Source organism: Reichenbachiella sp., from assembly GCF_039944555.1.
Taxonomy (GTDB): domain Bacteria; phylum Bacteroidota; class Bacteroidia; order Cytophagales; family Cyclobacteriaceae; genus Reichenbachiella.
On the sequence record NZ_JBDUYN010000013.1, the window covers coordinates 62,012 to 78,528 of the forward strand.

Sequence of the window (16,517 nt, forward strand, 5' to 3'; positions counted from 1 at the left end):
CGTTAGGGTGATTTTTTACTTGCTTTATGTGCTTTTCTCGCCTTCCTTTTTTGATTTCTATAATCTTTTCTGGCAGCTCTCATATTTCCTTCATCTACAACAACCCCAAAAGAATCTCTTTCCATCTTACTACCTTCTTCCCCTGGATAATCTTTACCATTTTGATCATCTCCCCTATGGGTATCTTCGTGTAATATTGTAACGCCAGTCAGAAATTTATAATCTTTCTTTTCCTCACCTTTTGCTTCGTCCTGCTTCTTAAGTAAATCTTTATCGACCCTTAATTCATCTGAACCTATACCAGGCGTAAACTCTCCATAAGCTCCAGTCAAACTTGCAACTTTTACTAATGGGCCTTTACCCTTCCTTAAATCAGCCTTTAGTTGCTTTTTATCAAGTTGCCCGTATTTTGCCATGGCTTTTTGAACTCCCTTACTCCTTACAAACTTACGGATCTGTCTTACAGCTTGTTTTATGGCTCTCTTTTCTTTTCTCGTAGCACTAGGATCTATCACAAAGCGCCCATCTGGATCAATGAAGGAAATAGGATTATTCATGACATAGTTGTAAGAACTCCACTCATAATACTTCTCCGCAAGTGGATCCACATTGAACCATCTCCCAATATCAGCCATATACATCCTAGCTCCATAATCATGCCAGTTTACGCCCAAGTCATTAATCTCTTCCTTCCCATTATACTTAAAGTTCTGGCTTGTACTCGCCGGTCTATTATAGGAAGTAAACGTCAACCCAAAGGGATAGTAATCATCCTTGCTCACAATAGGGCTATGTGTATGCGTGACCTTCATATCATCAAAGTACACTGGACTTGACACATCACTTTGCATGCTGGTGTAAATATACAAATAGCCCGCCTGATCAAATGTGATGTTATCTAAAAACAAGCGCTCATGGTTGAATGAGGCACTACTACTGATCTCATGGTACCCGGATTGTAATTCGTTGTAATTGTCATCGAACAGGATGTAAGACAGGTAGGCTGCGGGCACAGCATCATTGCCACTACCGCCTATGCCACCTGCTCCGGCAGTCACTGCGTCATTCACACCATCGAAGATGGCTCCTGATTCCCCACCTGCCCCACTGGCTCCACCGAAAGTACCAGCCAGGGACGAAATGAAGCTGGCCAGGGTTACCTGATTGTTGTAGCCTGTGCCGCCTTCGTAATAGGCATGCACTTCCAGGTCGATGGTATCACCTGGTAGCACCCGCAGACTGATGGCCGGTCCGATCAATTCACTGTTATCCAATGCTGCAGCTTCGTTGCCACTAGTGGTGTAGTTTGCACTGCCGTTGGTGGCCCTGGTGCTCAGGTTTTGGAAGTAGGGACTTTCAGTGGCATCGCTTTCGGTTTCCATCGTGGCCAGGTATTCGTCAGTGTCGATAGTGGTTTTGAAGGTGGAGCGCACGTTGCCCAGGTGGTCTTTGAGGTGGTACTGATAATCATAGCTTGAGATTGCTTCTCCCGCCCCTGGCGGGATCGCAATGACGGGTACAATGCGGCCTTCATCATGCTGAATAAATTGCAACACGCTGTCCTCATAGATGAAGGCACCTTGATAATCAGTGCGCTTGGTCAAGGTATCAGCACCATAGACCAGCTGCGCCATCTTGATACCTGCTGCATCGTAGATGTATTCGATACGGTTTGAGCCATCCGCATTCATTTCTACTTTCACAGGTAGATTCAAGTGATTGTACTCAATCTTTTCTATGCCTTTATTGGCATCGCTGATCATGTTGCCGTTGGCATCGTAGACATACTCTTCCGATGTATTCACCCCGTCTTTGAAGCCGGTATCTTTGCCTGAGGCATCAGTGACTTTGGTGAGCTGGTTGCCGACATAGTCGTAATCCAAGTCATCGAATAATTGAGCTACCTGATCGTCATGAACACCGGTTCGCTGTAGGGTCAGAATGTTGCCGTTAGCGTCATAGCTGATGTTGTTCACATCAAAGTCAGCTGCGCCGACCGTTGAGCTGTAATCGGCGCTTTTGATTCGGTTGACGGGGTCATAACTGTAGTTGTAGCTATTGACTGCTGCCTCGAACGGATTTTTCCAGTTCGTGGCTCCAATGTTGCCGTTGTACTGGCCGGCGTCATCATATTTGAGCTGCATATTAAAATAGTCGCTGGCATCCGGCGCCACAGGATCATTGATCTTTGTGAGCCAGCCTCTGATGTTGTATTCATAGTCTATCTCCTGGCTATATTGCCCTGCACTCTCTTTGTTGAGCTTCTTAGTGATCAGCTCTCCCAGCTCGCTGTACTCGTTTTCGATAATGACTACGGCAGTTTCATCGTTGACCTGGTGGGTTACGCTCATCAAGCGATCGCCATGATCATGGGCATAATCCATGGTGATAGTATCTGATGTTTGGGTTAAGGCACTTTCATGATAATGCGTGGTTTTGACAACCAGTGGATGCAACAGACTATAGTATTCATTGACCAGGGAGTCATAGTTGCCTTGATAGTCTTTGGAAACTGTATCGGTCATCCGGTTTCGGCTGTCATAGAAGGTGGCGGATTCGTTCCAGCCCAGGCCAGGAACACTCACTTTAGTACCGGTAACCAGGGTTTTTACCTGGCTTGCACCGGTATAGTCTCCTAACGTCCAGTGATTGCCATCAGAAAATTGGTAGTTGTCGTAATAGGTCACCGTCATCAGGTCTGCTGCTGTGGCTGCAGATGGATAACCCGAACCATCATAACCCATCAAAGCCCCGATGCCAGTATAACTTTCATAAAAATCCGAACCTGCCTGAGCGTTAATCTCCGACTCAATCGCTGCCCGATTTCTGCTGTCTGCGATGATTCCGGTAAGTACAGGTCGGTTTAGTTGGTCATATTTAGTGAAGGACCATTCGCCACCGGCTCGCTGATTGCCATCTCGCGTCAGGACCAATCGGTCTCGTTTGTCATAAATCATCTCTACAGAATCTGCGCCCGGTACCTGTTTCATGACCATGCGTTGACGCTCATCATATCGGTATTGGAAAGCAAAATCTTCCATAAAACCAACCGTGATGTTATTGAAATTCACCGTTACGGTCCGCTGATCTTCTTTGACGCAATGGCCATCGGTATAGGTATAGGTCAACTCGTGTGTACCTATTCCAGCCACATCCGGATCAAAGTTATCAGTGCTAACCCCAGTACCAGACCAGGTACCCCCTGCTGGTGAGCCGGTCAACGCCACTAATCCCTGATCGTTCATTATAGTTTGATTTGATCCGGCATCCACGGGTGTCGTTCTGATGTTAATCAAAACTGTGTTCGAGTAGGCCTCGCAGTTATTTTCGGTGCTTACCCTTCTATAGTACAAGGTCGAAGCAGGAGGTAAATAATTTTGCTGCGTGGCACCTGCCACGTCCTCCCATGTTGAGCCATGGACTGAAGATTGCCATTGATAGGTCACACCCGGCTGGTCTGTACCAGTCATTTCCGTTGGGCTTACCCCCACGCATAAGTCCTGAGCTCCGGCTATTGTACCTGGATCAGGAAGTGGCACAAAAGTGACCAACACTTCGTTGGATACATCAGTGCCACACCCGTTTGAAACAGATCTTCTGTAGTAGGCACTTTGAGTGAAACTCGAAAAGCTCAAATCAGCAGTGGTTTCTCCGACCACTGGGCTCCAACTGGCTTGATCTGTCGACGACTCCCATTGATAGGTAAAAGCTCCCATACCACCGGAAGGCGCGCTTCCGGTCAAATCATTGGGCAAATCTTCGTCGCAAATAGATTGAGTTCCTGAGATCGTACCGGCGTCAAGCGTCACGGCAATACTAATCTCAACGGCCGGGGTAATCTCTGTACCACAGCCAGCACCGGAAGTCGCTTTTCTTCTGTACCAGGTAGTCTGTGATAATGACGAAGGATCGTAGGTTTCACCCGTTGCTCCACCGATATCGGTAAAGCCGTTCGAAGCGTCTGTCGTTGATTGCTGCCACTGATAGGTTATAGCGGTGCCTCCTGTAGCGGAAGCCGTACTTGTTAAAGCTGTCGGATCACCCAGGTTACAAAGTGACTGTATATTACCTATGCTACCAGCTGATAAATCATCATAAATGGTAATGGCCAACGCACCACTATACTGCGTGCCACATCCTGAACCTGAAGTTACTTTTCTTCGGTACCAGGTGGTTTGAGTTAACGCCGGAGGATCATAGGTACTGCCTGTGGCTCCACTAATATCAGAAAAACCGCTGGATGAACTGGTCGTAGACATTTGCCACTGGTAAGTATTTGAGATACCCCCTGAGGCAGATGCTGTATTGGTCAATGCAGTTGGATTGCCATTATAACACAGGGTCTGGGCATTGCCAATGCTACCTGAAGTCAGATTGCCATGGATGCTCACCTTGATAACATTGGTGTATTTCGTTCCACACCCCGAACCGGAAGTCACTCTTCTTCTATACCAGGTCGACTGTGTCAAGGCCGAAGGATTGTAGGTACTACCCGTCGCTCCGCTAATGTTAGCGAATCCACTGGTACTGCCTGAGGTAGATTTTTGCCATTGATATACTCTGGAGGTACCACCGGAGGCTGAAGCTGTGTTGGTCAGGGTGGCTGGGTCACCATTGTAGCAGAGGGTTTGCGCATTGCCAATACTACCTGAAGTCAGACTACCATAGACTGTAATTTTTTGACTGGAGGTGTATTTGTATTGACTACAGGAGTATACTCTTCTTCGGTAATACCTGGTAGCCGTCAAATTGCCGGGTGAATAACTGGTCCCTGTTGCGCCCGAAATATTGGACCAGCTTGAATTGTTAGAAGAAACCTGCCACTGGTAGCTGTAGCTCCCATTGCCACCTCCAGCGCTTGAGGAATTGCCTAAGGTTCCGGCCGAGGCACCATAACAGATCGTCTTGGCACCATTGATACTCCCGGAACTCAAGGAAGACCTTACGGTGATTTTTTCACTTGCCGCATAAGCTGTTTTTCCACAGGAGATCACCCTTCTTCTGTAGTATCGGGTAGCGGTCAGGTTGCCGGGGGAGTAACTGGTTCCTGTTGCGCCGGATATATTGGACCAACTTGAATTGTTGGAAGATACCTGCCATTGATAGCTATAGGAGGATAGCCCCCCACTCGCACTGGAAGAGTTGCCCAAGGTACCGGCTGAAGCGCCATAGCAGATTGTCTTGGCTCCGCTGGTATTACCTCCGCTGAGCGTGTTTGGGTTCACTGTCACATAGACGGATTTGTAACTTCCCCATAGATTATTCAAGGGGGCAAAAGAACGAAGATATACCGTTCTTGAGTTGGTCACTGTATAGGAACTACCCTGATAGCTTTTACTGGTTCCACTGGAAGAGGTTTGCCAATACCATACGATGCCGGCAGGAGCACTAGAGGTTCTGCTTACTACCGTTGAATTACAGTTGTATGACTGGTTAAAACTTGTACTGGGTGCACTAGGAGGTGTTCCCCCGCCACCACCGGGAGGCGCTGCCGGCCCTTGGGCAAAACTGGTCGCGCCACTAAATGTCATCAGTACAACTAAAACGGAAAGAAATATTTTTATGGATTGCATTTGCATAGTCTTTAGTCTTGAAAAAAGGGTTGACATGGCTTTAGTTGTTTATAAATTCTAATGCCGCAGGAGGAAGCACAAATCTTAGATTTGACAGGTCATCGTAGATGTAGTAGGTCTGGAGCCAATCGTTATCATTGACTGGCGCCCCGCTGGATACTTGCACTTTTTTGAGTACTACCTGTCCCGTTTTGTTTTTAAATTCTTCTACCCGACTGCCATTTTCATCAGTGATTGTCGTTTTGTACAATGAGCCTGCTTCATAATGTCCGGATTTTACAATTGAACTTCCGGCAATCTCAAATAGAATCACCTCATTGAGATTATTGTCCCTGTAGCTAAAAGCGACCGGTTTATCGCCATTATCCTTGGCCCAGGCCGCACCGGGAGCATAGGTTTTAAGGGAGCGATTGAGCGGTGAGTTTTCAATTTCAGTCTCGCTGAAGGCATAGTCTCCTGAATTTCCATTAAAAATTCCGTCATAATAGGTATTCTGGTCGGCGAGCATGCCAGGCTTAAAACTTCCGTCACTTACTGGACTTCCTCCCAGCTTGGCCGGATCCAGCGCATAGGGCAGGTGGCTTTTTTTAGCACGACCCAGGTGATCATATTCGATGGGCTGAACGACATCAAATGATCCCGGCGACCCTTTCTTGATTACTGATTGTACAGGACGTCCCAGACCATCCAGATATTGGGTGCGCTCTCTGAACTTATTCTCATTGGGAGCGTTCAGGTCGCTAAACTGTGACAGACCTTCATCTACCACCGCATAGGTCTTCACCTGATTATAATCCGTGGCCACTGTAGGCGTTATCAGCACAACAGACTCAGAAGTCTTGCTCAGACTATTTAGTGTCACGCGTACCTGGTAGGTTCCAGGATCACCGGCTACTAATGTTGGATTTGTTTCTCCAACTACATCTGCCCCGTCTTTGATCCACTGATAGCTGTCATAGCCGGCAGGACTGGTCACCAGGTTAATACTATCCTGGTAGTCCATAACCAGTCCTCCCTTGGTCAGAATTTCCGGATTCGCGTATACCACATTCGTGGCTACAGCGGAATAGGCCTCCTGGCAGTAGCCATTGATGGCTCTGACTCGATATTCCGTATCTTCAGTATTGGTATAACCATGACCTGTACCATAGTTGCCTGAGTCTATCCACTGTGTACCAACCTTCTTTTGCCACATGATATCTCCGGCAGCTCCTGTCACCAACAAACTCCCATTCATTTCTCCAAAACCAGTGGTGTAGCCTGTAATTACACCTCCATTACTGGCCGGCACCAAGACCACAATCAGGTCATCTCTGGTGCTTTCACATCCGGTGGTTTGATTATAATGAGAGACATAATAGGTATTGGCAGCTGATACGGTGTAACTATTGCCGGTATGGAATGTTGTTCCTCCAGTTTCGGTTGTATACCATTTGATGTCATGTCCGGGCAACGGGGTAATCGTAATGGTTTCTGTATCGCCAGCACAAACTGAAACATTAGCGACAGTCGGCTCCGCAGGAATATCTTCGATGGCATAGCTTATTTCTGTCGCTGTTGACCAAAAGCCGAAAGTATCATTCCTGCTTCTTAAATAATGTTTTCCGTTGTTGAGAATTTCCTGTGTGGTGGTCAGTGTAATGATTTCTTCATCAGAATTTATGCTTTCACCGGAGGAAGTACTTTGCCAGTACCAGGTCTCCCCTGAAGGCGGAGTCCCACGTTGTACCCTCACCTCACCGCAACTCGTCAATATTGTTGGTTGACTCGGAGCGGCTGGGCTTTGCTGAATCTGATATCCTATGGTCCTTGCATCAGACCAGCATAAGGAGAGTTTGTATCTGGATCTTAGGTAAATGGTATTCCCTGATGTCACAGTGAAGGTTTGACCTTTGTACAATGGGTCTGTTTGAGTCCCGGAAGGCGTCAATTGCCAAAACCATTCTTCCAACGGATCTGCCGGGTCGGTTCGGGTCAAGGTGGTTGAGCCAACTTGATAGCTGCTTGTAATTGAAGCCGAATTGGGGACATCTGGCTTGGTTTGAACACCATAACTCACGGATACGGCATTCGACCAACAACTGTTGACATCGTGTCTGGCGCGCAAATAGTAAACTATCCCCGAGGTCCGTGTAACAGATACTGCAGAATTGCCTGTATCCGTGCCTGTCGCACTGCTTTGCCAATACCAGGTCACGTTGGTTGGTGGATTGCCCCGTGTGAGTACTGAGCCGCCACAATCATTGGATACCGAAGGTGCGGTAGGTATACCTGGTTTGACTAAGAAATTCGATAAACTTACGGTCACGCTCAAAGATGAAACGCTCCATAGGTCGTTAAGCGGATCATAGGCCTTCAGATAGTATACCGCGGCACTGCTGGCCTGATAGGTGGCCAACTGATAACTTTTACTGGTTCCTGAATTAGAAGTTTGCCAGTACCACAGGACCCCGGCAGGTGGATTACTAGAGCGGGTAATGCTGGATTGCCCACAGTTATGTGATTGTGTAAATGAAGTAACGGGTACTGCCGGTGGATCATCCCCCTCTCCTGAGGGCGGTTGTCCGAGAGCGGTTGTAAAAAGGCTCAAAAGGATAAACATGACCATCGCACAACGTGAAGCGTAATTGACAATATGTCCAGATGATTTTTTCAAAATGGTTAGCGAGTATCTTTGCATTAGTTTCATAAGTCGAGGTCTTTTATTGAGCGGAAAGGTCAGCATAGTGGTAATCATAAGCCTGGCGTACATGACCATCCTGATCCTTGATCAGTTTAAGTCTGCCCAGGTCATCATATTCGTAATAGGTGATCTGTCCATCCGGGCCGGTTTCAGAAGTAAGCCCAATCGCAGGATCGTAGGTATAGGTGGTGATCAGCGCATCAGACAAAGCGGATGCGTTTCTCATCGTATCCAGCACAGATCTCAGGGTTTCTTCATCACAATTACTCCCATCCTGACAATGATCATCATCGGCATTCGATGCCGATTGAATCGCACTTACAAATCCCGAAACATCAGCATAAGCTGCATTCACCACTTTGGCCACAACCTGGGATTTTTGATAGCCCCAGATGTAGGAAACAATCAGATCATTTTCTTTTTGCAGCGATAATACATGGCCCTTATCATCACGCTTCAGTATGGTTCCGGTTGATCGGTAAGAGTTAAATATCTCTCCATCTGCAGAGCCAGAGAAGCTGGCCGAAGGTGCATCCGTATCATAGGTATAAAAGGTCTTCGGTACGAACAGGTCATCCGTGGTCAAATGTTCATATTGCACGGCACTGGCCGAGGCCACCAAACCATCTACGGTATTGATCTTTTCTATAGGAACTGCGATAATATTTCGATTCACCATAGTGTCCAATACCGAGTTCTCCAGATAAGGATAGTCTTGCGGGTATTTGGTTTGACTGATCAACTGCTGGCCCAGGCTATTGGTGGTGATCTGTTTTGATAAGCCGAGATGATCAGGATTGTCATAGACAAAGTCTGTGACTGTCGTCACCGGATTCTGACCATTTTCATCATAGGTGACCTGGGTAGATTTAGACAAGTAGCTCCAGTAATCTTTGAAGCTATATTCCATGATGTCGGTGGCTTCAAGAGATCGGGTAACGATTACTGTATCAGCTGAAGTTTTGTTGTAACAGGGCAGTATGGCTACTACAACATCTCTATTATCACTATCCGGCCTCCTGCAGCGCCAACCCCGCCAAAATAGACTCGTCCCTCTTGCATGTATATGATTCGCTACACATATGTTGTCAATGATTTCGTCATTTGTTGAATCGTTATCACAGACTTTTACATAATCGCTATGAAATGGAAAGTCATATCTCTTATTGATTACCAAGCTGTTGCCAGCACCCTGCTGACGTTGGTCCAATTGGTATTCATTCGTTGTTTTTGATAAAATGATGTTTTGATCCTGATCACGTTTGTAGAGGATGGTCTCAAGCTCTTGTCCATTGTCCCAGGCAGAATTGTTGAGCGGCTGATTTTGGAAGTAGGAACCATAGATCAGTTTTCCGGGGGTATCGACAGATATCCTAAATTGATGCTGCTCGCCTCCTCCCTCAAAATTTTCTCCATGGCTTACATTCACATAACGATAGGTAATGTGACTTCCACCCGTCAGATATAGATTGTGTACACTGCTGGAATGCAATTGACCATAAACCAGTATTTGATAGTTTCCAACAGGACCGTCTGTGCATTGTTGTGATTGTTGTGTCTTCACAAAATATGCTGGCTGATGCCTGACTTCTCCAGATGAAGTAGCCAAGTCATTCATAGGCCCGTAGTAATAAGTTTTAATGTTATTCTTATCACTCAAATCATGGTTGGTTAATCGTTTGATCCGAAGGCCGCCTACTTTTTTTGACACAGCCTTCAAATCCGGAGCAGCAGAATAGTAATCAAATGAAAAATTGATCTGCATCCCTCTTTCTGCACTTACTTCCAGTGCGTATCTATGGCCGGCAGTGACCTCAAAAGTACCTGAGAGGCTCTCTCCGTCGCTGACATTGATACTCAGGGCTATGCTTCCATCGGTGATATCCAAAATAGTCGCCCAAGTCATATCATGAATGGGCATGGTCACAAAAGCCGACGAGTTCACGTTGTATTCAATAATCTGTCCGTGGGCGAACGTACCCAACTGGTAGGTCTGAGTTGTTACTTCAGGAAGTGCGTTGAGTGCAGCACCCTGGACTGATTTCGCAATATTAGTAGTAGCATGATAGACCAGTTCCTGAACTTCTGCCTCATTGAGCTCAAAATCAAAGGTGGTACTACCTCCGGTAGGGTAAGTAATTCTCTTTAGAACCCCTTTTTTTGTCGCTTCGAGGTTAGGTTCGCGGTTAGCGTTATATGAAGCGAAAGGATACGGGCCTAAAAATTCATTTTCATGTCCTTCTCCATCGAGCAACGTGGTATTGCCAGCAGCATTGTAGTATCCCCAATGATCCCGATCATAACTCAATAAGGCGGGAAAGGCCTCCTGATCTTCATACTCAAATGCATGAACTCTGTGAGACACCTGGCTGGCATCCTTTTCGGTAACGGACGTCAAAAACATACGGTTATTGGTCGTGGTCACATAGGATAGATCAAACTGCCTTCTTAGTCCCTGCACCCCTGAGCTATCCAGTACCGATTGTAGCATTTGTGTTGCTCCCCGATCGAATAGGATCTGCCCATAGCCCGTCGAATAAATCCTGGTTAATCGTCTTTCTTTTACCTCAACACTAGAGGTACAGGTCGTTGTAGGATAGCTGGGTGGCTGAGTATCGCTTGCACAAGCCTGGGACTTAGAAACCAGGCTTTTAGCCGTCTGACTGATACCGGAATTATAGGTGTGATGATAGAGGTCATATTCAAAATTCACTTCACTACCATTCGGATTCTCGATTTTTACTAAATAAAAAGCTGTCTCTGTGAAGGTATCGTAGTTTTTGCCGCAACCAGCCCCTGACCAGCTCGATTTGGAATATTCAGTACCGTTGGTTCCTCCAAAATAAAACACAGTCCCGTCGCTGGCGATAATCTTAATACTATTGTCCTGAGTAGCTGACTCGTCTACCTGTCTTTCGACCTGGAAATTCTGCCTTGGATAGATATAAGTCTCTCCATTTCTATCCATGACAAATCTCCCCGAATAACCCAGGAAGTTAAATGAGTAAGTATCTAGTTCAGAATCAAAATGGATGTTTTCATCATCCTCGGCCAGGTCGATATAATGAAGGGCATCAAAATCATCCATAGACATATTTTCGGGGTATGGCACCTGACCCGGTCCATCAGGTCTGTCTTTCACCGTTCGGGTGATTACTCCCCCTGCGTTCAAAGACCAACCCATGCCTACCCAGCTGGGAGATTGGTCTACTTTCAGTCCACCGGAATAATAGCTCAATGAAATAGGCACCTGGATATCTCCGGTACTAAACACCGTCAGCGGAATAGAAACGCTGGGCAAACCTGACGATAAGCTAACTGGGATTTCTCCGTATTTGCCTAAAGCGGCGGCCGTAGGAGAAGGAGGCAAAACTGCAGCCTCTATTTCATCCATACTAAATTGGGCAGCCGAATATGGTATCCAAAGTAACATAGCTGCTGCAAAGGATAATACCGAGCGATGTACCCTCCTTCGGCTTCTAACATCAGAGTTAATTTTCATCATGATTTTGTATTCTTGAAGTGTTTAGCCCTGTATTGCCAGAGCAACTGCAGGACGACTATTTGATTTCCTATCAGGGAGTTTTCGGAAGGGTATAAACAGATGTCAAAAAGGTAAACATCTACCTGGCATTTTTTTCAATTAAGTTTCCATTGTTTACTTTTATCCCAACATCATATTACTTTATTGAAAACCATTTCACTTGAACAAATAAGGGCAGAATTAGCCACAGGCAATAATGACTGTCTCAAAGTAATATTTGATAATTACGCCCTTTATTGCGTCGGACTACTGATCAAAAAAACAGGTTGTTCGGAAGAAGATGCTGAAGATATATTGATGGATGCAGTACTTAACTTTAGAGAGAAGGTACTGCATGGACAAATTGAATACCTCACCAACCTTAAAGCCTATCTTTTTTCTACTTGTTACCACATGTGGCTGGCGAGATACAATAAAGAAAAAATACAGCGTAAACAGCTTAATGAGGTTTATGATGAACTATATGACAATGACATGATTATTTCACGCAAGGAAAATCATCGTAAAATCAGTTTTCAAGCTTTAAACCGCCTGGGAGATAAGTGTAAAACGCTATTGACGTTGTTTTACATTGAAAATAAGCGAATGACTGAAATAGCCGAAATTATGGGTTTTACTGGTGCCGACGTAGCTAAGACTTCCAAATCACGATGTTTCAAAAAACTTCTTTTGGAAGTAGACCAGCTTCAGAAAAATATCAAAGATACCCTGGTGTGATGCAACTTTCTGACTACGATATTACCTTAATTGAGAAAAACTTGGACCATGAGCTATCGATAGAGGAAAAGAAAGAATTTCAACAGAAAGTTGAATCTTCTGAGTCTTTTGCTGCACAATGGCAACGTGCGCAAACCACTCTTGCAGATCTAAAGCACGAATCACTCAAAAAAGAGATGCGTACCATCTATTATCAATCTAAGGAGGACACAGTCAAACGCATCAATTATAAAAGAATAAGTCTTGTTGCAGCTTCTGTAGTTATTTTAATGACTTTAGGGTTGTATTGGATAAATGTAGCAACGCAGCACGATAGATTATATCAGGCCTACTATGAAGTTTATCCACCTAACCCCAACTTAAGAGGAGAACAAGAAGATACCCAGTCTGCAATGGAACATTATCGCAGGGGTGACTATCAAAAAGCTCTCGTAGTTTTTTTGGATAAATACTCCAAAAGAAGTGAAAATGAAGATCTAGCCATTTATATAGGTAATTGCTATCTCGAACTGAATCAGCCTTATGCTGCCATCGAGTACTTTTCTTTGGGCACAAAAAATCAGGACAAGATAACCAGCCACAATAACCAATGGTATCTGGCACTAGCCTATTTGAAAAACGATCAGGTAAAATTGGCCAAGAATGTCTTAAACCATATCATAGATCAAAATCAGCTGTTTAGTCCCGAAGCAACCATCTTAGTTCAGGAGCTCGAATAGCAAGGAAAAATTTCTATCTTGCGATTTACCAAGGAATAATTGAAAATGCTTAAGCCTAAAAAGAGAATCGTGCTAGCTTTTACATTAACTATTTTGCTGGCAACATCACTTCATGGCCAAGAGTCATTGAAAAGTGATACTACTTTGGCCAATTATTACTATCAACGTGGAGACTCACTATTGAGCCAGGGTAAATACGATAGTGCACTTCACTATCTTAATTCGTCAGTCGACCTATTTAAGAGCACTCTGTACACGAAGAGATATTTAGAAAGTCTTGCCAAGCTAGCAAAAGTTTATTCCAGATCTCATGATTTTGCTCGTTGTCTTGAAACCTCTCATCTGGTTTTAAAGGAGATTGGTGAAAATATTGAAGGAAAGGAATCCCTTTTGGCTGCTGGATATTTAAATATTGGTAATGTTTATGTCACTATTGGTTCCTTGGATTCGGCACATTTTTACTTAAACAAGGCCCTTGCCATTCTTAATGAACACAAGGGAGATCCCTACGACTTATCCAAGGTCTATGCTAACATTGGTCGATTATATACAGAGGAAGGTAAATATGATCTGGCTCTCGAAAACCTGCTCTTGGCACTCTCAATCATGGAGGGAAATATTCAATCTGATGATGCTCAACTAGCCATTGTTTATAATAATATTGGTAATATCTACTCTGATATAAACTCCTATGAGTACTCACTGAAATACTTTAACAAAGCAATTCAGCTAACAAAAAATAGATATGGGACTGAGCATCGACACCTTGCTTACTTTTATAATAATATGGGGCTTGTTTATTTTAGAATGGGCATTTACCATATGGCACTTGAATATTACCTCAATTCAATCGAGATCGTTGAACAAGCCGAATTTGTTGATGACATGAATAGAGGCTTTACGTATGCTAATATCTCAGATACCTACCGGATGCTAAAGCAATATGATCGTGCGTTGGAAGTTCATCAAAAAGCCCTGGATCTGATTATAGGGCATTTTGGATCTAATCATTATTACGCAAGCATGCACCTTTTTAATAAAGCAGAAATTTATTTTGATCAAGGGAAATACAGGGAGGCATTAGAACAAAAACTGAGTACACTTAAACCATTGGTTGATCAATTTGGAGATACACACCCTTTGATAGCGGAAAGCAGGGCAAGTGTTTCACTGATTTATTCTAAGTTGGGAGACTATAACCTGGCAGCGAGCCAATTATTGAAATCGATCAAAACATACAAGCAGTTACATGGAAATAAAAATGCAGCTTTGGCAAAAATTTATTACAACCTGGGTATTGTACGTTACGATCAAAAAAACTTCAAAGAAGCCGGTCAATACTTTCAACAAAGTCTGATCGCCAATGTGTCAAATTTTAATGACACTTCAACCTTAGTCAATCCTTCTTTAAATAATTCCTTTGATCCGCTTTACTTGCTACATGCACTCAAATCAAAAGCGCTATGCTGGCTGAAGAATCCCGAAATTCGTCTCGATCAAGATAAACAAAGGTTGGCATTGTCTACCTTTGAACTTTGTGATCAACAGGTTAATCAATTGAGAAGATCATTTCTCAACTTCGAGGATAAAATTGAATTAGCCAAAACTTTTTCTGTTATTTATGAAGGAGCTATTCGATTGAACCTGGAATTATATGAAGTCACTCAAGATCCGGTCTATTTAAATAAGAGCTGGCAATTCATGGAAAAAAGCAAGGCGGCTCTGCTCTCAGAATCAGTTCGGGCCAAAGAGGGCAAAAGAAGGGGGCTCTTACCAGAGGATTTAATTGCCACAGAGCAAAATAACCTTACCGAACAAGTCTATTTCAAATCTAAAATATTGCAGAAATCCAACGACTCGCTCGATAACAAGCGATTCAAGGAAAAGTTGTTTTCACTGAGACGAACCCATGATTCCTTGGTTGAAGTTTTTAAGAAAAAATACCCTTCATATTACCAATTAAGATACCAGGAAGCTTCTGTAAATATTTCCGACTTTCAAAAAGAGCTAGCAGCTAACACGGCAATGATAGAATATTTCGAAGGTGATAGCACTTTCTATGTTATGGCCATTTCCAAAGATCAAGTCCGAACCGCTCAAATAGATAAAAGTGATAAGATTAACCAAAGCGTTGATGGCTTCAGACAGGTCGTTGATCTATGGAGTAAAGGTCAAAATACTGAAGAGACTTTTAATCAGTTTATCAATTACTCTCATAAGCTATACGCTTTGTGCTTTGCTGATATCATCAATCAAATCCAAATCGATAACTCTATCCAGGGACTCATTATTATTCCGGATGGGAAATTATACTATGTGCCTTTTGAAATCTTACTCAGCAAACCTTCTGAGAGCCAAACGGGAGATTACAGGGCGTTAGATTATTTGATTAAAAATTATACTATTAGCTATGGATATTCAGCTTCGTTGGTTCATAAAGATAATGGGTCATCCGAATCAATAAGTAACAATTACATAGGTTTTGCTCCTTCTTATCCCAACCCCACAGGCGATCAAACTCTTTACGAAGCTGGCCAATTTAGAGACGCGGTAGCGGATTTGCGATGGAATGAAAGTGAAGTGGAAACCATCGCCAACTTATTGGATGGAAAATCTCAACTAGGTTCAGAGGCACGGGAGGATTTGTTCAAGAAAGAGGCCGCTAATTCAAGTATCGTTCATTTGGCTATGCACGCGCTGATTGAGGATAATGACCCCATGTATTCGAAATTGGTATTTGCGCAAAGCGAAAACGACTCTATCGAAGATGGTTATCTGCATACATATGAGCTGTTCGGTATGGACCTAAATGCTGAAATGGTAGTATTGAGTGCTTGCAATACAGGTTTTGGTAAACTGGAGAGAGGAGAAGGCATACGAAGTTTGGCTTATGGGTTTACCTCAGCGGGGTGCAAAAGCACGGTAATGAGCCAATGGTCTGTAGATGATCAATCAACTAACCAGATCATGAACCTATTTTACCAAAACCTGAACAAAGGTATGACAAAAAGCAGGGCGCTCAGTAAAGCGAAACTTGAATTTCTTCAAAGTGCTGACAAGGCTTATGCCAATCCTTTTTATTGGGGAGGCTTTGTGGTATTTGGTAATACTTCCACAATTGAATTCGATAGGGATAATGCCTGGACGTATATTTTAGCCTCAGGAGCATTTTTGATCCTGATCAGCCTTATCTTTTTTAAATCAAAAAAAAGAAACTATTCCTGACTTTATTTCATATAATCACTATTGAAATTCCCATGCTTAAAAACAAAAAATCCCGC

6 protein-coding genes are annotated in these 16,517 nt (G+C 44.0%); 3 read left to right on the plus strand and 3 right to left on the minus strand.

What is annotated here, in order from left to right; genetic code table 11:
• Positions 1–2: 2 nt before the first annotated feature.
• Genes ABJD64_RS20635 through ABJD64_RS20645 form a run of 3 tightly spaced genes read right to left on the minus strand, consistent with a single transcriptional unit; the run spans position 3 to position 11,761 of the window.
• Complete coding sequence (locus ABJD64_RS20635; protein ID WP_348182353.1) at positions 3–5,573, minus strand: RHS repeat-associated core domain-containing protein; 5,571 nt, start codon at positions 5,571–5,573, stop codon at positions 3–5.
• A 40-nt stretch (positions 5,574–5,613) separates the two neighbouring features.
• Entirely contained in the window at positions 5,614–8,262 is a 2,649-nt protein-coding gene (locus ABJD64_RS20640) for a DUF6443 domain-containing protein (protein ID WP_348182351.1), read from the minus strand.
• 13 nt (positions 8,263–8,275) lie between these two features.
• Positions 8,276–11,761, minus strand: a complete 3,486-nt coding sequence (locus ABJD64_RS20645; protein ID WP_348182349.1) for an RHS repeat domain-containing protein — start codon at positions 11,759–11,761, stop codon at positions 8,276–8,278.
• A 183-nt stretch (positions 11,762–11,944) separates the two neighbouring features.
• On the opposite strand from ABJD64_RS20645, the gene ABJD64_RS20650 reads away from it, so the two are divergent.
• The 3 genes from ABJD64_RS20650 to ABJD64_RS20660 all read left to right on the plus strand — a co-directional run bounded on the left by ABJD64_RS20650 (position 11,945) and on the right by ABJD64_RS20660 (position 16,461).
• Positions 11,945–12,517: a sigma-70 family RNA polymerase sigma factor gene (locus ABJD64_RS20650; RefSeq protein ID WP_348182347.1), complete on the plus strand. Its 573-nt coding sequence runs from the start codon at positions 11,945–11,947 to the stop codon at positions 12,515–12,517.
• The gene (locus ABJD64_RS20655) at positions 12,451–13,236 is read left to right on the plus strand and encodes a hypothetical protein (protein WP_348195291.1); all 786 of its coding nucleotides are present in this window, start codon (positions 12,451–12,453) and stop codon (positions 13,234–13,236) included. Before ABJD64_RS20650 ends, ABJD64_RS20655 begins: the two co-directional genes overlap by 67 nt.
• A 69-nt stretch (positions 13,237–13,305) precedes the next feature.
• Positions 13,306–16,461, plus strand: a complete 3,156-nt coding sequence (locus ABJD64_RS20660) for a CHAT domain-containing tetratricopeptide repeat protein (RefSeq protein ID WP_348182344.1) — start codon at positions 13,306–13,308, stop codon at positions 16,459–16,461.
• Positions 16,462–16,517 lie beyond the last annotated feature (56 nt).

Excerpts from the sequence above, each read along its gene's own strand:
- ABJD64_RS20635 (WP_348182353.1), bottom strand. The coding sequence starts at position 5,573 with ATGCAATCCATAAAAATATTTCTTTCCGTTTTAGTTGTACTGATGACA.
- ABJD64_RS20640 (WP_348182351.1), bottom strand. The coding sequence starts at position 8,262 with ATGAAACTAATGCAAAGATACTCGCTAACCATTTTGAAAAAATCATCT.
- ABJD64_RS20645 (WP_348182349.1), bottom strand. The coding sequence starts at position 11,761 with ATGATGAAAATTAACTCTGATGTTAGAAGCCGAAGGAGGGTACATCGC.
- ABJD64_RS20655 (WP_348195291.1), top strand. The coding sequence starts at position 12,451 with ATGTTTCAAAAAACTTCTTTTGGAAGTAGACCAGCTTCAGAAAAATAT.